We start from the raw sequence: 21,383 nt of genomic DNA, 5'->3' as shown, positions 1-21,383 counted from the left end.
CATGTCCTCCTACCTGCTCGAACCTTTCTTCACATCATCGTCAACGGCGGCAACGGCGGCAGCCTCGCGCTGAGCGATCTCGCGATCCGCTGCTGGTACACCCCGGGGCCCGGCGCGACGAACCAGCAGCAGCACCGTGACCACGCAGCCATCGCGTCAGCCCGGGTTCGGGCGCGTCGCGCAAGCGTCCGGTATCAACGCCGGCCGCGGCCTCGAGGTCACGGCTGCACCTCACGGTGCGCTGGTCCGGGAGCGCCGAGCCCCGAGCGCGCGCACGGAGGAACCTGGATGAGAACCTTGCATCAACGGATTGGGACTCTGGTGATCGGCTCTGCCTGCGCGATCGCCTGCTCGGCAGGCGCGGATCGGCCCCCCTCGCAGGTCCAGGGAACTGGCGGCTCGGGCGGCATCCCGGACGACATCGGCAGCGGAACGGGGGGCAGCTTCGACGTGGGCAGCGGCGGCCCCGTGGAGCCGCCTCCCTGCGAGGTGTGCGAGGACTTTCCCGCGGCCCCGGTGCTCGACGACAGCGGGACGCCGCCGCCGGCGAACGCGGCCGAGCTCTTCGGCGCCCCGGGCAGCGGCGCGACAGGCGGCCCGTGCCTGGCCGAGCCGGAGATCGGGGCGCTCTTCCCGAACAACTGGCTGCGGCCGAGGTTCCGCTGGATCGCGCCGCAGGGACAGGACCTGTTCGAGATCCGCGTGCACGCCGACCGGGAGAAGAACGATCTGGTCGTCTACACGACGAACAGAGAATGGAAGATGCCCAAGGACATGTGGGAGAAGCTGGCCGCGCACGTCCGCGGCGAGCCGATCACCATCACGATCCGCTCCGTGTCGACGAGCGCGCCGGGCGCGCCGCTCGTGGGCTCCTCCGGGCCGATCACCATCGCGCCAGCGCCGGCCGGCGGCAGCATGGTGTACTGGGCGGCGATCGGCGAAGGGCCCGCGGACGCCTGGCTGGCAGGCTTCGGCGTGGGCGAGGAGGGCGTCGTCGACGCGCTGAAGGTCGACCAGGTGCAGCAGGGCGGCCGGCGCGACGAGAACGGCAACGTGAGGGGCGACGGCAAGGCGCGATGCATCGGGTGCCATTCGTCGACGCCCGACGGCGAGGCCGTCATGTTCATGGACCACTGGCCGTGGGATCTCGCGATCGCGTCCGTGAAGGAAGACTCGGTGGGAGCGGTCCCCGCCTATGTGACGCCCGGCGGCTCGGAGGCCATGAACCAGGCCTGGCTCGGGCCACCCAAGATGTCGCCCGCGCATTTCGCCCCTGGAGACCGGATCTTCATCACCTCCTATGGTCGGGACAAGGGCAGCGTCTGGGATGGCCAGTCGCACACCAGCATGCCGAACGCGCGCCTCGCGTGGTTCGACCTGGAGTCGACCGCGCCGAGCTACGCCGAGGGGGCCAACGCCACGATGGCCAAGACCGAGATGGCGGCCGCGGAAGGCACCGCCTTCGGCTTCATCGAGCGCGAGGGCGACGCGCGCGGGGCGATGATGCCGGACTGGAGCAACAACGGCCAGACCATCGTTTACGTGTCGACCGACACCGGCAAGGACGGGCGCCTCGCCGCAGGCGCCGGCGATCTCTACACCGTGCCTTACAACAACAGGCAGGGCGGCGCGGCCACGCCCCTGCCCGGCGCCGCAGAGGCGAATTTCAACGAGTACTACCCGGCATTCGCCCCCGATGACCAGCTGATCGCGTTCAACAGGGCGCCTGGTCCGGGGGAGATGTACTACAATCCCAACTCCGATATTCACGTCATCCCCGCGGCCGGCGGCACGCCGACGCGGCTCGCAGCCAACGACCCGCCCGCTTGCCTCGGGGTCACGAGCCCTGGAATCCACAACAGCTGGCCTCAATGGTCGCCCGAGGCCACCACCGTCGACGGCAAGACCTATTACTGGGTCATCTTCTCGTCGTCGCGCGACGGCTATACGCTCCAGAAGACCCCGAGCAAGAAGGCTTCGCAGCTCTACGTGACCGGCGTGGTCGTGGAGGGCACGACGGTGCACACGTATCCGGCCATCTACCTCTGGAACCAGGATCCAGGCACGAGCAACCACACGCCCGCATGGGACGTGTTCAAGATCCCTCCGGCGCCCGTTCCCCTCTGACCCAGCGCGAGGCGGTCTCCCCGCCTCCCTGTTCAATTTTCTCGGAAAACTCGAGGGACATTTCGACGTTTCAGAGAGTTCACACCACAAGGTGTGCTGTCCGGGTTCCATGAACGTCGGCACCATCCCGCACCGACGGAAATCGACAATCGTACCATCTCGTTTGGCACACGTGTGCCAGGCCGCCTGGGGCCGGTGCTCGCATGTCGTGCTCTTCGCCGCGCGGCCGGTGCGGCGCGCGGGCAAAGCGCGGTGAGCCGAGCGAACGGGCTGCTGGCGCGGGCCTTGCGAACGCAGCAGGCACCATGCGAACCCACCGTACCCATTCCTCCCTTTGGCTACTCCTGGCAACAGGCCTCCTCGCCGCCGGATGCGAGACGGCATCAACGCCTGGCGAGCCTGTCGACTCTCAGCGGGCGGCGCTCCACCGCGCTCAGTCCTGCGAGAACCTCGAGGTGCTGCTGAAGCAGGACGCGCTCGCCAAGCTGAACGCCCAGATCGACGCCACGATCGCGAGCTACTCGGCGTACGGCTACCCCCGCGGCGCCGCCGTGGGCGGCGTCGACAACGGCAGCGTCGGCCTCCCCGGAGGGGCCGAGGATCCCACGGACGCGCCCGCCCCGGTGCCGCCCCAAGCAGACGACGGGGAAACCAGCCAGGAGGCCTCAGGGGACGACAGCGGCAGCGGCGCCGACCCTGCCCACTCCGAGACGAACACCCAGGTCGCCGGCGTCGATGAGGCGGATATCATCAAGACCGACGGCAACAACATCTACGTGCTCCACGGCCAGAGCTTCTACACCCTGACGGCGTGGCCGGCGTCGTCGCTCGCGGTGGGCAGCTCGCTCGAGATCGAGGGGTCGCCCCTCGAGATGTTCGTGGCCGACGACAAGGTCGTCGTCTACTCGTCGGTCAACGGGGCCGCGATCTACGAGCAGGCGGGCGTCACGCCGCGGCCGGGGTACTACGACTACGTGCTCGTCGACACCATGGTCGGCGGCGGTGGCGTCATGCCGACGCCGGGAGCCCCCAGCGCGCCGAGCGACGCGCCCGGGACCCCGGCCGACGGCGGAGGCGCGAAGCCGCTGCCGCCGGACAACACCGAGCCACCGCCCGACGGCGGCACGCCGTCCTCGGATGGCGCGCCGTCCGGCGGCGACACGCCCTCGTCCGACGACGCGCCGTCCGGCGGCGAGGCGCCGGCGCCCCCGCCTCCGGACGGCGACGGGGCCGATGAGCCGCCGCCCGACGTGCCCGGCTCGGGCGGCGTGTGGGCGCCGCTCACGAAGGTCACCGTCCTGAGCCTCGCCGGCGGCGCGCCCAGCGTGGTCAAGGAGCTCTACTTCGAGGGAGGCTACACCTCGGCGCGGCGCACCGGCGCGAACGTGCGCACCGTGCTGACCGGCGGCGCCCACGGCCCCGCGCTCAACTACTGGCCCTCAGGCCTGACCGAGTACCCCGAGACCGCCGAGGCGTGGACCGCTGCGTTCGAGCAGCTCCGCATCGAGAACGCGGCGATCATCGAGGACGCCCCGCTCTCGACGTGGCTGCCGTACCGCTTCGAGAAGCAGGGAGAGGCGGTGGCGCTGCTCGACGCGAGCTGCTCGGACTTCTATGTCCCCGAGGCCGGCACGACGTCGTACGGCCTGACGCAGATCGAGTCGATCGACCTGGCCAATCTCGCCGCGTTGCCGGAGTCGACCTCGATCGTCGGCGCGACCGACACCGTGTACGCGAGCCACGACGCCCTCTACGTCGCCGCGCGCTCCTGGCAGGAGCAGGCCGCGCCCGGCGAGCTGTTCGTCGGCACGAACCTCACCCATCTGCACAAGTTCGATCTGATCGCCGACCCGAGCCAGCCCGGCTACGTCGCGTCAGGGTCGGTGCCCGGCCACATCCTCAACCAGTTCTCGCTCGATGAGCACGACGGCAAGCTCCGCGTCTCGACGACCTCGGAAGTGCCGGCGGAGCCCAGGTGGACGACCAGCAACAACGTGTTCGTCCTCGAGGCGCAAGGGACCGACCTCGCGCAGATCGGCGCCATCACCGACCTGGCCCCCGGCGAGACCATCCAGTCCACCCGGTTCGTCGGGGATCGCGGCTATGTTGTGACGTTCCGCCGGGTCGATCCGCTGTTCGTGATCGATCTCGCGGACCCAGCGTCCCCCTCCGTCGCGGGTGAGCTCAAGATCCCCGGCTTCAGCGAGTACATGCACCCGCTCGACGACGGGCACCTCCTGACGATCGGCAGGGATGGCGAGGAGGACGGCACGGTGACCGGCCTTGCTCTCCAGATCTTCGACGTCACGAACGCGTCGGCGCCCGCGCTCCTGCACAAGGAGGCGCTCGATGGGGCGAAGTACATGCACTCCGAGGCCGAGTACAACCACAAGGCGTTCACGTACTACGGCGAGCTCGGCGTGCTCGCCTTCCCGCTCGTGAGCTTCGACGGGGAGACCGGCGCGATGTCGAGCACGCTGGAGCTGTTCAACGTCGATATCGAGGACGGGTTCAGCCGGCTCGGCGCGGTCGACCACAGCGGCTTCTTCAGCAGCGTGCCGTCGGGGTGCTACTACGGCGGGGCCGCCGTGCAGCGCGGCCTCTTCATCGAGGACTACGTCTACTCGTACTCCCAGGGCGGCGTGCTCGTGAACGCGCTCGACGACCTCGCGACGCCGGTGGCCTCGCTGCCCCTGCCCACCCCGGACTCGGTCGGGTACGCGTGCGCCGGCGTCGACGGCGGCGTCACGGAGCCCGCGCCGGCGCCCGAGCCGGCTCCCACCCCCGAGGAGTAGCGCCAAACAGGCGGCAATCGGCCGCAGCGCCGCCGGCCCGGACGGGGCGGCGGCGCTGCGCCGCTCAGGCGCCCGGCCGCGGCGCCTCCCACCGATGATCCGGGTAGAACTCCTTCATGAGCCGCGCGGTGTACGCGGTGAGGTTCGCGAACCCCTCGGCCCTGCGCCGCAGCGGCGAGTCGAAGAACGGCGTGAGGAGGCCCGCCAGCGCCGCGAAGGCCGTCGCGTCGACGCCCGCCGGGCGCGCTCCGAAGAGGTACGGCTTGTCCCCGAGCAGCGCGGAGAGCGCGGCCAGCGAGCGGGCGCCGAGCTCGACGATCTCGTCGTCCGCGTGGCGCGCGACGCCGACCGCGCGGAGCGTCTCGCGGACGCGCGCGACGAGCTCCTCGCGCAGCTTCGGTCGCACCTCCTCCGGCGCACCGTTGACGAAATTCGCCGGGCCCTTCGCGAAGTTCTCCGGAATGAGCCAGCGGGCGTACACCATGGTCGGCGTGAGGCTGTTCTCGATCATGCGCTCGATGGCCCACGCCTCGGCGCGCTGCCGGGCGTCGAGGCCGGCGTCGAGATCCTTGCCGTGCTTCTTCTCGAGGTGCTCGCGGATGAAGTGCGAGTCGGCGATACGCGCGCCGCCGTCGTCGATGAAGGGGAGCTGCCCCTTCGGCGACTGATCGGGCCGCGCGCGCTCCTTCGTGTAGGGCAGGCCCAGCAGCTTGAGCTGGACCTCGGTCTTGGTCACATAGGGGCTGGCCTCCGGCAAGCCGAACAGGGGGCCGAAGCTGTGGAGCGTGATCATGTGCAATCTCCGAGCTGTTGTGGGTCCGCCGTGGACTGCGCTTGATGTAGCCCCGCCCTGCTGACAACCTGGTGTCAGCATCCTCGTGCGACGCGCCGATCGCCTGTTCCAGATCCTGCAGATCCTGCGCCGGCAGCGGGCGCCGATCACGGCGGCGGCCCTGGCCGAGGAGCTCGAGACGTCGAAGCGCACGGTGTACCGCGACATCGCGGACCTCCTGGCCCAGCGCGTCCCGATCCGCGGCGAGGCCGGCACGGGGTACGTGCTCGATCGCGGCTTCGACATGCCGCCGCTGATGCTGACGCCCGACGAGATCGAGGTCGCGGTCCTCGGCGCGCAGTGGGTCGCCCACCGCGGGGACGTCGCCCTGCAGCGGGCGGCGCAGGACCTCATCGCGAAGATCGCCGCGGCGGTCCCCGAGCGGCTGCGGCCCTTCGTGTTCGAGCCGGCGACGGGCGCGCCGGTCGGGGGGGTCCAGACGCCCGACGCGCTCGACCTGGCCGAGGTGCGGGCGTCGATCCGCGCCGGCACGAAGATCGTGCTTCGCTACCGCGACGAGACGGGGCACGAGAGCGAGCGCGTCGTGTGGCCCGTGATCGTGGGCTATCTCGACTCGACGCGGCTCCTCGCGGCGTGGTGCGAGCTCCGCCAGGACTTCCGCCACTTCCGCACGGACCGCGTGACCGGCGCCAGGTTCCTCGACGAGCGCTACGCCGAGAAGCCGAGCGCCCTCCGCGCGCGGTGGCGCGCGATGATGCGCGCGCGTGGCGAGCTGCGAGAGCGCGCCGGCGCGACGTCGACCAAGGCGCGCTAGATCCGCGTGTTACCAGCGCCGGGCCGCGCCTTGACAGGCAACGCGGTCTGCCATCCCATCTCTCCAGGTGAAAGAGGGGCGACGATGCTCACCATCCGTGCCGAGCAGGTAGCCGTCTTCCAGCGCGACCTCGCGGAGCGCTTCAAAGATCGGATCCTCGCCCACATACGCGACGCCTGGCCCGAGGATTACGAAGCGCTTGGCGAGCCCGGGGCGCGTCGTTTGATCGACGAGGGCATCACCCGCGCGGCCCGCTACGGGATCACGCTGGATTACGACGTGGTGCGCTACATCAACACCATGATCTGTCTCAGCCCCTGCTTCGACGAGGACCCGAACCGCCCCTGGGCTCGCGCGATCCTCGGGGACGCGTCGCTGGGTTCGCGCGAGAAGACGGATCTTCTCTGCCTCCGCGCCGAGATGGAGCCCGAGGCCGCTTGCGCCCCTCTCCCGGGCGTCGAGGACGGAGGCGAGCGATGATCGGCAGCCCTCAGCGCCCCTACTACGGGGAGCCGCCGCGGAAGAGGCGGCGGACGAAATACAGCACCGCGAACTCCCTGGCTCAGCAGTCCTTCTCCGGCTCCACCAGCTCGGGGAGCGGCCCCATCGTCTTCTGCTCGTCCGCGCCCGCGCCGGTGCTCGTCCCAGGGATCACCGTCAACCCGACCCACCTCCAGTTCGGGAACGTCGAGCGCGGGCACGCCTCGCTGGGGCAGACCGTGACGATCACCAGCTCGGGCACGGCCAACCTGGTGCTCGGGGGCATCACGCTGAATGGAGGCGATCACGCCCACTTCGCGACGGGCCATGACGCCGCCTCCCACCATGTGCTGCCACCCGGCGCCTCCGCGACCATCGACGTGGCCTTCGCCCCCACCGCGGCGGGGGCCAAGGCGAGTTCGCTCTGCATCCCGTCCAACGCCCCCGCGTCGCCTACCCCGGTCGCGCTCGCAGGGACGGGCGTCGAGATCCCAGCCATCACCGTCAACCCCACCAACCTCCAGTTCGGCAACGTCGAGCGCGGGCACACCTCGCCGGGGCAGACCGTGACGATCACCAGCTCGGGCACGGCCAACCTCGTGCTGGGGGGCATCGCGCTCAATGGCGGCGATCACGCCCACTTCGCGACGGGCCATGACGCAGCCTCCAACCAGACGCTGCCGCCCGGCACCTCCGCGACCATCGACGTCGCCTTCGCCCCCACCGCGGCGGGGGCCAAGGCCAGCTCGCTCCGCATCCCGTCCAACGCCCCCACGTCGCCTACCCCGGTCGCGCTCGCAGGGACGAGCGTCGAGATTCCGGCCATCACCGTCAACCCCACCAACCTCCACTTCGGCAACGTCGAGCGCGGGCACACCTCGGCGGGGCAGACCGTGACGATCACCAGCACGGGCACGGCCAACCTCGTGCTGGGGGGTATCGCGCTCAATGGCGGCGATCACACCCACTTCGCGACGGCCCACGACGCCGCGTCGAACCAGACGCTGCCGCCCGGCGTCTCCGCGACCATCGACGTCGCCTTGGCCCCCACCGCGGCGGGGGCCAAGGCGAGCTCGCTCCGCATCCCGTCCAACGCCCCCGCGTCGCCAACCCCGGTCGCGCTCGCTGGGACGGGCGTCGAGATCCCAGCCATCACCGTCAGCCATGCAACATCGCCTTCGGCGCGTTTCGGCACGGCCAGCCGTCGCCGGCCACCACGCTCACGATCACGAGCAGCGGCACCACACCCCTCCAGATCCAGAACATCCAGCTCCAGGGCGTGGACCCCGGCGAGTTCCAGATCCAGAACGATCAGGCGTCGGGCCAGACGATCGCCGTGGGGAACACGCGCACGGTCGACGTCATCTTCAACTCGACCTCGACCGACGCCAAGGCCGCCACGCTGGTCATCACCTCGAACGCCCCCACCTCGCCCACGTCCGTCCCCCTCACGGGGACAGGGACGGAGCTCATCACGGCCCACACCCGGCAGCAGTACACCAACTCGTGCTGGGCGTGCTGCACCCGGGTCGTCAACGCGTACTACGACGTAACGCTCGCCCTGGGGAATCGCATGCAATTCGTCAACGACCGGGCGCTGAGCGACCACCTGACCTTCCACCACAATCAGATGCGCAACGTGCAGGATGCGCTCGATCATAGCGATATCAAGCTCTACTCCGGCCAGGACGACAACGCGAACATCCCCACCCTGCAAGAGATCCGGGACGCAGTGGTCAGGGATCAACAGCCCCTCATTGTCTGCGTCACCCAGCGGCAGGTCGCCCCCGGCGTCGACATCGTGGACGCCGACCAAGGGCACTACATCGCCATCGTGGGTGTCACGCGCGGCGGCGGCCTGCGCGTCATGGACCCGGACCAGGGGAACAATGCACTCGTGACCGTCCCGTACCACCTCACGGAGTACGGGCACCGCCCCCCCGGGTATCCGGTGCGGTACTGGGGAGCCACCTATTACACCGAAGACGCCCTCTGAGCTCCCGCTCGATCGCGCCGGTTGCCGAGGTGCGGCCTCGAACACTCGACCCCGAGACGCTCTCGGTAATCCGCTCGCGCCTCGACGCGGGCCACGGCCGCCTCCCGACCGTTTGAGCCTCCTGCCCACCTCGGTTGCCCGCTGGCATCGACTCTATAGATCAGCACCCCTCATCCGCTCTCGGCCCCGCACAGCGCCGCGAGGCGGCGCTCGTCCTCGGGTCCGCCCGCCGCGCGCGCCGTGTAGTAGACGAGCTGCTGGCGGCTCGACGTCGTCGAGGCGAGCGTGTGCCACTCGAGTACGAGCGGCCCGGCGCCGTCGGCGTCGCGGCCGCCCGCGCCCTGGACCTCGACGCGGAAGCCCTTCGTGCCGCTCACCTTGGCGCGGACCTCGTGGCGCGCCCAGATCGCCCGGAACGCCTCGCTCGTCTCGAGCAGCTCGGCGATGACCGCGTCAAACTCCGGATCTCCCACGTACGAGCTCGCGCTGAAGCGGAAGGCGGCCACGGACTCCCGCTCGATCACGCCAATCTCCGCGTAGCGCGCGCGGTAGGCCGCATGGTGGAAGGTCATCCAGAGCAGGTTGCGCCTTCGCGGGGAGACGTCGCCGAAGTCCACGAGCAGGCGGCGCGCCGCGCCGTTCCACGCGAGCACGTCGAACCGGGGGCTGAAGACGAGCGCCGGGACGCGCATCGCCTCGAGCGCGCGCGCCATCGCCGGCTCAGCCCTCTCCTGGCGCGCCGCGGCCCGCGCGGGCTCGGGCCGCGCCAGGTAGAACAGATGACCTCGCTCGTCGTCGTCGAGCTTCAGCACGCGCGCGATCGCCTCGAGCGTCTCGCGCGACGGGTTCACGTCACGCCCTTGCTCGAGCCGCGTGTACCAGTCGACGCTGAGCCCGGCGAGCAGCGCGATCTCCTCGCGCCGGAGGCCCGGCGTGCGCCGCCGCTTCCCCGCGAACGCGCCGCCAGCGATCGGCGCCGCGCGCATCCGCCTCCCTCGGAGGAAATCCGCCAGCTCGCTCCGCCTGTCGCTCACGATCGCGCGCGCCCCGGGCACGCAGCGAAGGATGCACCGGCCTCGCTCCTCTATCCAGGGATTGCGAATCCTAGGATCGCAGCACGTCTGCCTAGCCTCGACGCGGAGCTCCAGATTGCGGGCACCCCCAAACGGGGACCCAACCAGGAGCTGGCACCATGTCTCAGCATCTTCCTCTCGCAGGTCGCATCGCCGTCGTCACCGGAGCCTCCAGCGGCATCGGTGAGGCCACCGCCCGCAAGCTCGCAGCGCAGGGCGCCGCCGTCGCGCTCCTCGCCCGTCGCAAGGACCGCCTCGATTCGCTGGCCGAGGGCATCCGCGCCGCGGGCGGGCGCGCGCTCGCGCTCGCCGTCGACGCCAGGGACAGGAGCGCCGTCGCCGGCGCCGCGCGGTCGATCGCGGCCGAGCTCGGCCCCGTCGACCTCGTGATCAACAACGCCGGCGTCATGTTGCCGTCCGGCGTCGAGGAGCACCGGATCGCCGATTTCGAGCAGATGATCGAGGTCAACCTCACCGGCGTGATGCGGGTCGTCGACGCGTTCATCGATCCGCTGGTCGCGGCCGCGAAGCGGGGCGGCCCGTCGGACCTCATCAACATCTCGTCGATCGGCGCGCACGGCGTCTTTCCGACGTTCGCCGTGTACTGCGCCACCAAGGCCGCTGTCACCCACCTCTCGCGCAACCTGCGCGCAGAGCTCGGACCGAAGCACGTCCGCGTCTCGGTCATCGAGCCTGGGTTCGTCAACACGGAGCTCCAGAGCCACATGACCGACGAGGCCGCCAAGGCGTGGATCGCCAAGGCGAGGCAGCAGATCACGTGGCTCACGGCGGACGACCTGGCGAGCACCATCGCCTTCACGGTCGGCCTCCCGCGGCACGTCAACCTGCCGCACATCACCATCATGCCGACCCAGCAGGTGTGACCGGCGCCGCCCGCGCGTTACCCGTGCTCCAGCTGCTCCAGCTCGCGCACGCGCGCCTCCAGCTCGCGCACGCGCGCCTCGGCCGCCTCCCTCGCGCGGGCCTCGAGCGCCGCGGCTTCCTCCTGGGTGGGCACGAGCTCACCCTTGCCGCCGGTGCGCGTGAGGCGGAGCCGGGCCTCGGCCCCGCCGCCGATCACGCAGAGCCAGCTGTCGAGCGCGGGGCTCCACACGCGCCCGGCGCCGGCGTACACGCGGACATACGCGCCGTCGGGGTCGCGCCGGTAGGCCTGGAGCGCCACGCGCCCCGCCGGCGGCCGGTGCGTGGCGGCCAGCGGATCGAAGATCGCGAGCTCTGGGCAGCCGAGCTGGCAGTACTTGAGCGGGACGTCCTCGTAGGCCTTCTGCCAGTCGCTCGCCACGATCTCCAGGGCGAAGCGCGGCGGCCGGTGGCCGGGCAGCCAGGTCTGCCACTGCTTGGGCAGCGGCGGCGCGGGCCGGTGATCGAGGAGGTAGACGTCCGGCGAGACGCGCACGAGCGGCTCCTCGCGCACCCAGGCGAAGAACCGATCCGTGCCGGCGTGGTGGTCGGTCCACCCGCGCTCGCGCGCGAGCTGCGCGATCGAGGAGAGGAGCAGGCGGGAGATCTCGTCGTGCTCGCCCCACGCGCCGATGCCGTCCGCGTCGTCCAGGTACCAGTCCGACCAGTCGATGGTCGCGCGGAGCTCCTCGGGCTCCGGGTCGCGGACGACGAGCGCGCGCGGCAGGCGCGTCGCAGGGGGAGCGGCTCCGGAACGGGCAGGCAGCACGAGCCCGCACGGTAGCACCCCGAGCGGAGCGGCGGGAGCCGCAGGCGGGCGCGACCGCGCGCGGCGGGCGGCCGTGGCGTGCCCTCGGACGGAGCCGGCGGGAGGCGCGATACGGCGCCGCGGGCGGCTGTCGCCGACGCGCTCCAACGCTCCAACGTACCGCGCGCCGCGTCGTCGAGGCGCCGTGGGGCTCCCGATCCGGCCCGCCGGCGCCATGTCGGCGGCATGCGTTCTCTCGGGGGAGTCCTCTTCGACGTGGATGGGGTGGTTGTCGACTCGCCGCATGAGCGCGCCTGGCAGGAGGCGCTGGAGGCGCTGATGGCGACCGAGTGGCGCGCGATCGCGCCCGAGACGCGCTACGCGCCGGAGCGGTTCACGACGGCCGTCTACCAGAGCGAGGTCGCCGGCAAGGCGCGCGAGAGCGGCGCGCGCGCGGCGCTCGACTACTTCGGCGTGCCCGACGCGGCGGAGCGCGCCGGGATCTACGCCGAGCGCAAGCAGGAGGTGCTGCTCCGGAAGATCGCGGCAGGGAAGTTCGTCGTGTTCTCTGACGCGACGCGGCTGATCCTGGAGCTCAAGGCGCGCGGCGTGCTCCTCGCGGCGGCGTCGTCGTCCAGGAATGCCGGCGAGCTCCTCCGCAGGATCCGCATCGACGCCTTCGTCGAGCACCAGAACCCCCGCCGCGCGCCTGTCGCGCTGGGCGCGACGCTGCTCGATCTGTTCGACGCCGACCTCTGCGGCGTCGCGATGGCGCGCGGAAAGCCGGCGCCGGACCTGTTCCTGGCCGCCGCGCGGGCGCTCGGCGTCCCGCCGCCGCGCTGCCTCGTGATCGAGGACGCCCCCTCCGGGGTGCAGGCCGCGAAGGCGGCGGGGATGACCTCGATCGGCGTGGCGCGCCTCGCCGACGAGGCGCTGCTGGCCGCCGCGGGGGCGGATCGCGTCGTGACGACGCTCGACCAGCTCGATCCGGACGCGCTGGTCGAGGGGCGGATCGCGGCGCGCGCGGCGTGAGGGTGGCGCGGCGGCGCGAGGATGGCGCACGTCGCCGGACTTCGTGGGGCCACCTTGAACAGACAGCGTTCCCTCGGCCCTCGCTCGGGTGCCGCTTGAAACCGCGCTTGATCGAGCGAGTGATCTGGTCACAATGGTCATATGCGCAAGGCGTCGCTCGCGGAAGCCAAAGCTCACCTTTCCGCCCTGGTGGATGAAGCGGAGCACCACAACAAGCGCACGTTGATCCTGCGACATGGCAAGCCCGTTGCCGCGATCGTGCCGCTCGATGTGGCCGTCCCTTCGACGCCTCGCCTATCCAAGGAGGAGATCGAGAGGCTGTTCGCGGCGCTGGGCTCGACGGCACCGCGGGAGAGCGCGGTGGAAGATTTGCTCGCGGGGCGACGATGAAGATCGTTCTCGACGCTTCGGTCGCGGTCGCCGCTGCGCGGCCGAACGAGCCCTCCCATGCCGCGTCGCGAGCCCGAGTCGCGCGTATCCTCGCGGGTGACGACGAGCTTGTCGTTCCAGCGATCTTTCCGATCGAGGTCGGCGCATCGCTGGCGCGCGTCGGTGAGCCGGTGACGGCCGTGCGCGACTATGTTGACGCGCTGATGTCCGTCGCGATCGACGTCGCTACCCTGGGCCCCTTGCGCGCACGACGGATCCGAGACGTGGCCATGGCGTCGAGGCTTCGAGCAGCGGACGCTGTATACGTCTGGCTCGCAGCCCACGAAGCGGCGCCCTTGTGCACGCTTGACAGGGAGATGGTGGAGCGAAGCGGCGCCTTCTGCCGGGTGATCCCGCCCTGACCTCGTCGTCCGCCCGATGAAGCGACGGCGAAGCGTCGTCCGCCCCCAGCCCGTGAATCCACGGATACGGCTCGCCGACCAGGCGGGCGGCGGCGTCTGCCGGCGCAATCCCCCCGGAGCGAGCCGCCCCCTCAGCCGCCCTGCTTGCGGACGATCGCCAGGCTCCAGATCTCCCCGGCGCTCGACCCGACCCACAGCGTCGGCGACCCCTTGCCGGCGACCGCGAGCACGGCCGGCTCGCCGCGGGCGCCGAGCGTGACGCTCGCCGTCGGGGCGAGCGGCGCGCCGGACGCGGCCTCGATGGCGGCGCCGTCGAACAGCGCGACACGGCCGTCCGCGAAGGCGGCGAAGAGGCTCGACTCGAGGACGGCGATGTCGGCGACGGGATCGGCGAACGCGAGCATCTTGGCCGCGAGCTTGCCCGACGACCTCACGACCGCGCAGACAGCGCTCGCGCCGCGCTTGTACACCGCCGTCAGCTTCGGGCCGCCGCGCACGCGATCGAGGTTCTGGGCCGCGCGCGGCAGCGAGGCGCGGAGCGTCGGGCCCGGCTCGGGCGTCGCGCCGGGGTGGACGCGGAGCTCGCCGCCCTCCCCCGCGCCGTCCATCACCACGTGCGCCTCGGTCTCGGTCAGATCGAACGCCCGCGCGGAGCCGCGCACCGCGAACGTGCGGCCGTTCACCTCGGTCTTGTCGAGCTTGAGCTCCGTCGCGCTGCCGTCCCAGCCGAGCGCGAGCGCCGTCTCGCCCGACGGCCGCGTGGCGAGCTGCCGCGCGTCCCGGCCGACCTGATCGAGCTTCGGGCCGTGCGTGATGCCGAGCAGCGCCCACACCGCGTCGTCGCCGCTCCGCACCACGGCGACGTCCTTCGACAGGAGCGCCACGTCGTGCGCTGAGGGCAGCGACAGGTTCGTCGTCTTCGCGCCGGAGCCGCCGATCGGGCAGACGCCGAGGCGCACCGGATCGGTCGAGACCATCGCGACGAGCCCGGGGCTCGCGAGGACCGCGGCGCCTCGGATCTCCGCGTCCAGGCCGTGCACCTTGCGGGGGGAGCTCAGATTGCTGAAGGGCATGGCCCGCGAGGATACCGGTTCTCGCGCGGCGCGGGGCCAGCCTTCTCGCAGGGCGGCCCCGGAGGAGCCCCCGGGGCGGATCGCGCCCGGCCCCGGCTCACGGCCGCGCCCCGCCGGGAGCGCCCCCCTCGGCGGGTCCGTTCTCGCTGGGTCAGCCCTTGATGAGCGAGCGGACGTCGATATCGAGGTTCTCGGACTCCGCGACCGCATCCATCGCCTTGCGGAGCTGGGTAACGGTCACCCCGGCGGGGACGTCGACGCGGGCCTCCATCCGGAAGAGCTGCGAGCCGGTGACGGGCGCCTCGTAGGCCGAGGTCTCGAGCGAGACGATGTTGACGCCGACGCCGTGGAGCGCGCGCGACACCGCGCGCACGATGCCCTCGTGATCGAGCGCGTCGACGGAGATGACGCAAGGGATGGTCGCCGCGCGCCGGTGCGACTCGGGGCTCTTGGTCCTGCGGCTCTGCACCGTGAGCCCCGTCGCCCGGGTGAGCGACTCCGTCTCGCGCTCGACCGCCTCGATCGCGCCGGGGGGCCCCGACGCGAGCAGGAGGATGCCGAACTCGCCGCCGAGCACCGCCATCCGGCTGTCCTCCACGTTGGCGCCGCGCTCCGTCAGGTAGTGGGTCACCTCCGCGACGATGCCCGTCCGGTCAGGGCCGAGGCAGGAGAGGACCAGGAAGACTTCAGGCTCGGACGTCGTCGTCATGCGGCGCATCTTAGTCCGATCCGCGCAGCCAGCGCACCTCGCCGCGGGCGCGCTGGCTGCGCGTGCACGGCCCGGACGTCGAGCGCCCGGGCAACGCCGTCCGTGTCCTCCGGCCGAGCTCCCCCGAGAGCGGCCGTATCGAGCGCCGCGCGCGCCTCCTGCCGGCGACGAGGCGCTTGTCTCCGGCGGGCCAGTGGGCGAGAGACGGCCATCCCCATGCTGTACGAACGCGACAACATCCATCGCCTCACGCCCTATACGCCCGGTGAGCAGCCGCAGCGGGCCGACGTGGTCAAGCTCAACACGAACGAGAACCCGTACCCGCCGCCGGCCGCCGTGCTCGAGGCGATCCGGGACGTCTCGGCCGATCAGCTCCGCAGGTACCCGCCGCCCCGGGCGCAGCAGTTCCGCGAGACCGCGGCGCGGATCCATGGCCTGTCGCCCGAGCAGGTGATCGCCACGAACGGCGGCGACGAGCTGCTTCGCATGGCCGTGACGGTGTTCTGCGAGCCCGGCGGCCGCGGCATCGGCGAGACGTACCCGACCTACTCGCTCTACGACGTGCTCGCGGAGATCCACGGCACGACGATCACCCAGGTCCCCCTCGCGGAGGACTGGTCGGTCCCGGAGGATTTCGCGCAGCGCCTGAATGAGCGCGGCTGCCGGCTCGCGCTCCTCGTCAACCCGCACGCGCCGTCGGGGCGGCAGGAGCCGCTCGACAAGCTCGAGCGCGTCGCGCGGGCGTTCCAAGGTGTGCTCCTCATCGACGAGGCGTACGTCGACTTCGCGGAGTTCGACGCGACGCCGCTGCTCGACCCGGCGCGGGGGCTCGACAACGTGCTTCTGCTGCGGACCCTGAGCAAAGGGTACTCGCTCGCGGGGCTCAGGTTCGGGTACGGGCTCGGTCACCCGCGGCTCATCGAGACGCTCGACAAGGCCCGCGACAGCTACAACACGGATATCCTCTCGCAGGCCGCGGCCACGGCGGCGCTGTCCGCGCGGGACGAGGCGAGGAAGAGCTGGGAGAAGGTGATCGCCGAGCGCGCCCGGCTCACGGGGGCGCTCCGGCAGAAGGGGTTCACGGTGGCGCCGAGCCAGAGCAACTTCGTCCTGGCGAGTCCGCCGGGAGGAGGGCTGTCGGCGCAGGCGATGTACAGGGCGCTCTACGACCGCGCGATCTTCGTGCGCTACTGGGACGCGCCGCGCATCCAGGACAGGCTGCGGATCACGGTGGGCACGCCGGAGCAGAACGACGCGTTGCTCGGGGCGATCGACGAGCTGTCGCGCGCCGCCGGGGCCACGAGCGCGTCATGAGCTGAGCCGCCGTGGCGGATGGGGCGCCATGCGCCCTCGCGCGCCGTCCGCTTCGTGCGCACGTGTACGATCCTTGCGCAGCCCCTGGCCTCAGCGCTTCGCGCGCCGGCGGGCCGCGCCGATGGCATCGGCCCTGCAATCCCCTCGACCATTACTGGACAACGTGCCCCACAGGTCGGGTCCTCCAGCCTCGTCGATCCACGGCGGGAGAGGAGATTGCTTATGTGTCACCAGCGTCACCAGCGTCACCAGCATCACCAGAGTAGCCGGTCATCGTCCCATGTCCTGTCGCGCCTGCTTCGCGGCGGCGCCCCCTGTCTTTCCCTGGCGCTCGCGACGGCGTGCGGTGCTGGCTCCGGCGGCAGCCCAGTCGACTCGCTGACGTCCAGCGCGACCGAGGCGGGCTCCGGCAGCGGCGGCAGCGGTGGCAACGGCGGCAGCGACAGCTCCGGCAGCGGTGCCAACGGCGGCAGCTCCGGCAGCGGCGGCGGCGCGGTCGCCCCGCCCGGCAGCTGCGGCGCGAGCGGCGCCACCGTGAGGCGCACCTACGCGCCCAGGCTGTTCGCGGCAGGCGCGGATCCCTCCGGTGATGCCGAGTGCCAGGGCGTGCTCAACCCCGAGCGCGGCGTCTTCCATTTCATGGATCTTCGAAGCCTCGGATCTGTCGCTGGCCTTCGGGACGAGGGCTACACGCTGATCTACGGTCAGGCGCTCATCGACGACTACCGCGCGCGGGACATCGACCAGCCCCTCATCGACGAGCTCAACGAGAGCTTCGCCGCCGTGCGCTCGGCGGGGCTCAAGGTGCTCCCCCGCTTCTACTACGCGACGGACATCGGCGAGGACGACGCGCCGCTCGGCCGCGTGCTGTCCCACATCGACCAGCTCAAGCCCGTCCTGGAGGCGAACGCCGACGTCATCGCCGTGCTGCACCCCGGCTTCGTCGGCGCCTGGGGCGAGTGGCACTCTTCGACGAACGATCTCACCCGTCCAGACAGCCGCAAGCAGATCTTCGACGCGCTGCTTCAGGCGCTGCCGGCGGGCCGGATGACCCTCGCGCGCCGCCCGTCGCACAAGCTCGAGGCGTACGGCGGCCCGCTGACCGAGGAGACGGCGTTCTCCGGAGCGCCGCTCTCGCGCGTCGGCCACCTGAACGACTGCTTCCTCGCGAGCGAAGACGACGTCGGCACCTACCAGCTCCCCGGCGAGAAGGCCTATGCCGCCGCGGACTCGGCGTTCACGCCCGTCGGAGGCGAGACCTGCGGCCGCAACCCGCCGCGCAGCGAGTGCGCCTCGGCGCTCGCCGAGCTGTCCGAGCACCACTTCAGCTTCATCAACACCGACTATCATCCTGACGTGCTCGATGACTGGCGATCCGGGGGCTGCTTCGAGACGATCGCCTGCCGCCTCGGGTACCGCTTCGTCGTGATGGAGCACGAGTCACCCGAGAAGGTCGCGCGCGGGCAGCCGCTGTCCCTCCGGCTGCGCGTGTTCAACGACGGGTACGCCCGGGCCTATAACCCGCGACCGGTCTACCTCGTGCTCCAGCAGGGCGAAGCGCGGCGCGTGGCCCAGGTCGACGCCGATCCGCGCCGCTGGGCTCCTGGCGAGGAGAGCGAGATGTGCCTCGAGGCGCAGATTCCGGCCGATCTCCCGCCGGGCGACTACCAGCTCGGCCTGTGGCTGCCCGACGCATCCGAGCGCCTGCGCGACGACCCGCGCTACGCGATCCGGATCTCGAGCGGCGCGGCGTGGGACGGCGCCAGCGGCGTCAATCGGCTCGACGCTGCGGTCCGGGTGGTCGAGTGACCGGCCAGGCGGCCCCGCCGCTCGCGAGCGCCCGTCCCCACGGTCCAGGCTGATCCGGCGGCCGTCAAGCGCTGAGCTTCGTCGTGCTAGATCACCAAGTGAGGTCCCGACGATGCGACACCCGTTCGAGTTCATTCCAGCGGATCGACGTACACCGTTCTTCTGTTCGCTGCTGGGCCTCGCGGTCGCGAGCGGCGCGGCGCTGATGGTCGCCGACAAGCGCCTACGGACAAAGGCCGCTCCGTGGGGGATCATCTCGTTCGAGCTGGCGGGGACCAGGGCGCGTGTCCGCAGCATCCTCGATTCCTGGGATGAGGATGCGCGTACCAGCGCTGCGTTCATCCTGGGACTCGATTACCTGTTCTTGACGGCCTACGCCAACGGCCTCGCGCTGGCCTGTGTGATGGGCGCAGATGCCCTGAAAGAGCGCGGCCTGCCAGGAGCTGGCCTCGGTGCGCCGCTCGCGTGGGGGCAATGGCTCGCCGGCCTGCTGGACGCGACGGAGAACGCCGCCTTGCTCAGGATCTTGCGCGGATCCGACGAAGCCCTCTGGCCTCCTCTCGCGCGCCGCTGCGCGCAGGCGAAGTTCGGCCTGGCGGGCGCCGGGATCATCTATGCCCTTCTCGCCTACCGTGCGCGCCGCTGAAGCTCCTGCGCAGCGTGAGCCCCTGGGCTGGCACGTGGGCCCGCATCGGACTCCACCGGGATTGCCATGGGGTCCGCGGGCTGCTAGCTTCGGGTGCACCTCGCCAGCCCAGACCCGGCTGGCGTTTCTGTTTCCAGAGCGGTGATCGACCGCGCCTGATACAGCGCCTACATAAGAAAACCGCCAAGACACCAAGGACGCCAGGAGAAACCTAAATTTCTCTCCTTGGCGCATTGGCGGCCGTACCCTTTTCGTCGTCGTCGTCGTCGTCGTTGTTGGGGGGCTCCACATCGCACGGCAGCGTGCGCCTTGTCGGCCGCCCACGCGGGCCGTGCGCGCTTGCGTCCGAGGATCCCGGCGCGGTGCGCTGTCATCGAGCGGCGCTGGTCGGCACCACAGCCAAGGAGATGCACAGATGAGCCAAGAATCCGAGCGAGACAAGATGATGAAGAAGACGGCAGTCCTCGAGATCCCCGGCATGGATGCCGTCATCCTCCGCAGGGATATCGAGTACCAGGCGACCGATGCAGGCGCCCTGACCTTCGACCTCTACGCTCCACCAACCTCGGTGGCCGTGGCGCGGGCGCCTGCCGTCGTCTTCGTGTCCGGATATCCGGATCCGGGGTTCGAGTCGGTGTTCGGCTGCAAACGCAAGGAGATAGGGCAGTCCACGTCGTGGGGACGGCTGGTGGCCGCTTCCGGGCTCGTGGGCATCAATTACACGAACCGGGAGCCGTCCGATCTCCATGCGCTGCTCGAGCGCCTGCAGCAGAACGCCGCCTCGCTCGGGATCGACGAGCGCCGGATCGGCCTGTGGGCCTGCTCCGGCAACGTTCCCATGGCCCTGTCGGCGCTGATGCGGGGAGCGAGCGGCTCGCTCCGGTGCGCCGCCCTCTGCTACGGCTTCATGCTCGATCTCGGCGCGTCCACCCGCGTCGCGGAGGCGGCGGCGCAGTTCCGGTTCGTCAACCCGTGCGCCGGGAAGTCGATCGACGACCTCCCTGCGGACCTGCCCCTGTTCATCGCCAGGGCAGGACAGGACAGAATGCCTCACCTGAACGAGACGATCGATGACTTCGTCGCCGGAGCGCTGGTCCGCAACCTGCCAGTGACGCTCGTGAACCACGCCGCGGCGCCGCACGCGTTCGATCTGCTCGACGACAGCGAGGCTTCGAGAGAGACGATCAGGAGCATCCTGGGGTTCCTGCGGTTCCATCTCCTGGCGTAGGGCGATCCGGACTGCGCGCTCGGCTCACCGGGCGACGCCGGCGAGCGACGCCTCCAGCCCTCGCTCGACGTCACGCTCTGACGGGCGACGGCTCGGCCGCGCCGCGCACCGCATCGCGGAACCACTGCTGCGCCGGATCGCGGTGGTGGCGCTCGTGCCAGTACATGCGCACCTCGAAGCCGGGGAGCTTCACCGGCGGATCGACCACGCGCAAGGGGAGGATCTCCGCGAAGGCCTCGGCCACGCGCGCGCCGACGGTGACGACCAGGTCGGAGCCGGCGACCACGTGCGGCGCGAGGAGGAAGTGCGGCACCGCCAGCGCCACGCGACGGCGCTTCCCGAGCTGCGCCAGCGTCTCGTCGACGACGCCGCCGGGCGTGCCGCGCGGGGCGATGAAGACGTGGCGCATCGACGTCCAGGAGGCGAGGTCGATGCCCTTCTTCACCAGCGGGTGCCCCTTGCGCACGAGGCAGGCGAAGCGCTCGCGGTAGAGCGGGCGCGAGCGGATGCCAGCAGGGAGCCCGTCGCTGCGCGCCGGGGCCACCACGACGTCGGCGTCGCCGCGGGCGAGCTGCTCCTCGAAGGAGGCGTCGACCGCGCGGAGCCAGAGATCGACGTTCGGCGCCTCGCGCCCGAGGCGATCGAGGAGCTTCGGCGCGAGGACGAAGGAGCCGTAATCGGAGGTGGCGACGCTGAAGCTGCGGACGGCGCTCGCGGCGACGAACGGCTCCTCGGCGCGGAAGCAGCGATCGAGCGCGCGCATCGCCTCGCGCACCGGCTCCGCCAGCTCCTGGGCGCGCGCCGTCGGGGCGAGGCCGCGCGAGGTGCGGACGAAGAGCGGATCGCCGAAGAGGCGCCGGAGCCGGCCGAGCGCATGGCTCGTCGCCGACTGGGTGAGGCCGAGCCGCTTGCCCGCGCGCGTGAGGTGCCGCTCGTCGAGGAGCGCGCTGAGCACCCGCACGAGGTTGAGATCGACCGAGGCCACGTCATGAAGGGCAGGCATGATGAGTATGTCTATCATGCAGTGGACCGAT

At 71.2% G+C, this 21,383-nt stretch carries 20 protein-coding genes and 1 pseudogene; 14 read left to right on the top strand and 7 right to left on the bottom strand.

Annotation, left to right across the window (positions count from 1 at the left end; translation table 11 throughout):
* Positions 1-288 precede the first annotated feature (288 nt).
* Positions 289-2,127 (top strand): hypothetical protein, encoded by a 1,839-nt coding sequence (locus tag WME79_RS48155; protein WP_437529531.1) that lies wholly within the window; start codon positions 289-291, stop codon positions 2,125-2,127.
* A gap of 455 nt (positions 2,128-2,582) precedes the next feature.
* On the top strand, positions 2,583-4,922 hold the full coding sequence (locus WME79_RS48150; RefSeq protein WP_437529528.1) for a beta-propeller domain-containing protein: 2,340 nt from the start codon (positions 2,583-2,585) through the stop codon (positions 4,920-4,922).
* A gap of 64 nt (positions 4,923-4,986) precedes the next feature.
* On the opposite strand, the gene WME79_RS48145 is transcribed toward WME79_RS48150, so the two are convergent.
* A complete protein-coding gene (locus WME79_RS48145; protein WP_437529525.1) occupies positions 4,987-5,715 on the bottom strand; it encodes a glutathione S-transferase family protein in 729 nt (242 codons plus the stop codon).
* An 85-nt stretch (positions 5,716-5,800) separates the two neighbouring features.
* Here WME79_RS48145 and WME79_RS48140 point away from each other — a divergent pair, with 85 nt between their 5' ends.
* The 3 genes and pseudogenes from WME79_RS48140 to WME79_RS48130 form a co-directional block, all read left to right on the top strand.
* Positions 5,801-6,529, top strand: coding sequence for a helix-turn-helix transcriptional regulator (locus WME79_RS48140; protein WP_437529522.1), 729 nt, complete (start codon positions 5,801-5,803; stop codon positions 6,527-6,529).
* An 84-nt stretch (positions 6,530-6,613) separates the two neighbouring features.
* A complete protein-coding gene (locus WME79_RS48135; protein WP_437529520.1) occupies positions 6,614-7,009 on the top strand; it encodes a hypothetical protein in 396 nt (131 codons plus the stop codon).
* A 170-nt stretch (positions 7,010-7,179) separates the two neighbouring features.
* A pseudogene (locus WME79_RS48130) lies at positions 7,180-8,052 on the top strand (choice-of-anchor D domain-containing protein); the annotation flags it as partial.
* On the opposite strand, the gene WME79_RS48125 reads toward WME79_RS48130, so the two are convergent.
* Positions 7,968-8,162 carry a hypothetical protein gene (locus WME79_RS48125; RefSeq protein WP_437540129.1) on the bottom strand — a complete coding sequence of 65 codons (195 nt, stop codon included), beginning with the start codon at positions 8,160-8,162 and terminating at the stop codon, positions 7,968-7,970. The pseudogene WME79_RS48130 and the gene WME79_RS48125 overlap by 85 nt on opposite strands.
* Before the next feature lie 18 nt (positions 8,163-8,180).
* Between WME79_RS48125 and WME79_RS48120 the strand changes: the two genes are divergently transcribed.
* Complete coding sequence (locus tag WME79_RS48120; RefSeq protein WP_437540087.1) at positions 8,181-9,005, top strand: choice-of-anchor D domain-containing protein; 825 nt, start codon at positions 8,181-8,183, stop codon at positions 9,003-9,005.
* Positions 9,006-9,175: 170 nt separating this feature from the next.
* Here the strand turns inward: WME79_RS48120 and WME79_RS48115 are convergent, their stop codons facing one another.
* Entirely contained in the window at positions 9,176-10,039 is an 864-nt protein-coding gene (locus WME79_RS48115; RefSeq protein ID WP_437529518.1) for a helix-turn-helix transcriptional regulator, read from the bottom strand.
* 158 nt (positions 10,040-10,197) lie between these two features.
* Here WME79_RS48115 and WME79_RS48110 point away from each other — a divergent pair, with 158 nt between their 5' ends.
* Positions 10,198-10,962, top strand: coding sequence for an SDR family oxidoreductase (locus WME79_RS48110; RefSeq protein ID WP_437529515.1), 765 nt, complete (start codon positions 10,198-10,200; stop codon positions 10,960-10,962).
* 17 nt (positions 10,963-10,979) lie between these two features.
* On the opposite strand, the gene WME79_RS48105 is transcribed toward WME79_RS48110, so the two are convergent.
* Positions 10,980-11,768, bottom strand: a complete 789-nt coding sequence (locus WME79_RS48105) for a Uma2 family endonuclease (protein ID WP_437529512.1) — start codon at positions 11,766-11,768, stop codon at positions 10,980-10,982.
* 225 nt (positions 11,769-11,993) lie between these two features.
* On the opposite strand from WME79_RS48105, the gene WME79_RS48100 reads away from it, so the two are divergent.
* The 3 genes from WME79_RS48100 to WME79_RS48090 all read left to right on the top strand — a co-directional run bounded on the left by WME79_RS48100 (position 11,994) and on the right by WME79_RS48090 (position 13,570).
* Entirely contained in the window at positions 11,994-12,779 is a 786-nt protein-coding gene (locus WME79_RS48100) for an HAD family hydrolase (RefSeq protein ID WP_437529509.1), read from the top strand.
* 141 nt (positions 12,780-12,920) lie between these two features.
* Complete coding sequence (locus WME79_RS48095) at positions 12,921-13,169, top strand: type II toxin-antitoxin system Phd/YefM family antitoxin (protein ID WP_437529506.1); 249 nt, start codon at positions 12,921-12,923, stop codon at positions 13,167-13,169.
* Positions 13,166-13,570, top strand: coding sequence for a type II toxin-antitoxin system VapC family toxin (locus WME79_RS48090; RefSeq protein ID WP_437529503.1), 405 nt, complete (start codon positions 13,166-13,168; stop codon positions 13,568-13,570). Before WME79_RS48095 ends, WME79_RS48090 begins: the two co-directional genes overlap by 4 nt.
* Before the next feature lie 131 nt (positions 13,571-13,701).
* Here the strand turns inward: WME79_RS48090 and WME79_RS48085 are convergent, their stop codons facing one another.
* Positions 13,702-14,643, bottom strand: a complete 942-nt coding sequence (locus tag WME79_RS48085) for a hypothetical protein (protein WP_437529500.1) — start codon at positions 14,641-14,643, stop codon at positions 13,702-13,704.
* Between the two features lie 151 nt (positions 14,644-14,794).
* Positions 14,795-15,352: a glycine cleavage system protein R gene (locus WME79_RS48080; protein WP_437529497.1), complete on the bottom strand. Its 558-nt coding sequence runs from the start codon at positions 15,350-15,352 to the stop codon at positions 14,795-14,797.
* A gap of 216 nt (positions 15,353-15,568) precedes the next feature.
* Here WME79_RS48080 and hisC point away from each other — a divergent pair, with 216 nt between their 5' ends.
* The 4 genes from hisC (at position 15,569) to WME79_RS48060 (ending at position 20,349) form a co-directional block, all read left to right on the top strand.
* Positions 15,569-16,666, top strand: a complete 1,098-nt coding sequence (gene hisC, locus WME79_RS48075; RefSeq protein WP_437529494.1) for a histidinol-phosphate transaminase — start codon at positions 15,569-15,571, stop codon at positions 16,664-16,666.
* A gap of 222 nt (positions 16,667-16,888) precedes the next feature.
* On the top strand, positions 16,889-18,475 hold the full coding sequence (locus WME79_RS48070) for a DUF4832 domain-containing protein (RefSeq protein WP_437529491.1): 1,587 nt from the start codon (positions 16,889-16,891) through the stop codon (positions 18,473-18,475).
* 205 nt (positions 18,476-18,680) lie between these two features.
* On the top strand, positions 18,681-19,121 hold the full coding sequence (locus WME79_RS48065; RefSeq protein WP_437529489.1) for a hypothetical protein: 441 nt from the start codon (positions 18,681-18,683) through the stop codon (positions 19,119-19,121).
* A gap of 415 nt (positions 19,122-19,536) precedes the next feature.
* Entirely contained in the window at positions 19,537-20,349 is an 813-nt protein-coding gene (locus WME79_RS48060; protein WP_437529487.1) for an alpha/beta hydrolase, read from the top strand.
* 70 nt (positions 20,350-20,419) lie between these two features.
* On the opposite strand, the gene WME79_RS48055 is transcribed toward WME79_RS48060, so the two are convergent.
* A complete protein-coding gene (locus tag WME79_RS48055) occupies positions 20,420-21,352 on the bottom strand; it encodes a LysR family transcriptional regulator (protein WP_437529484.1) in 933 nt (310 codons plus the stop codon).
* Positions 21,353-21,383: the final 31 nt, after the last annotated feature.

The organism is Sorangium sp. So ce726, from assembly GCF_051521405.1.
Taxonomy (GTDB): domain Bacteria; phylum Myxococcota_A; class Polyangia; order Polyangiales; family Polyangiaceae; genus Sorangium.
This window is presented reverse-complemented; position numbering and strand designations above follow the sequence as displayed.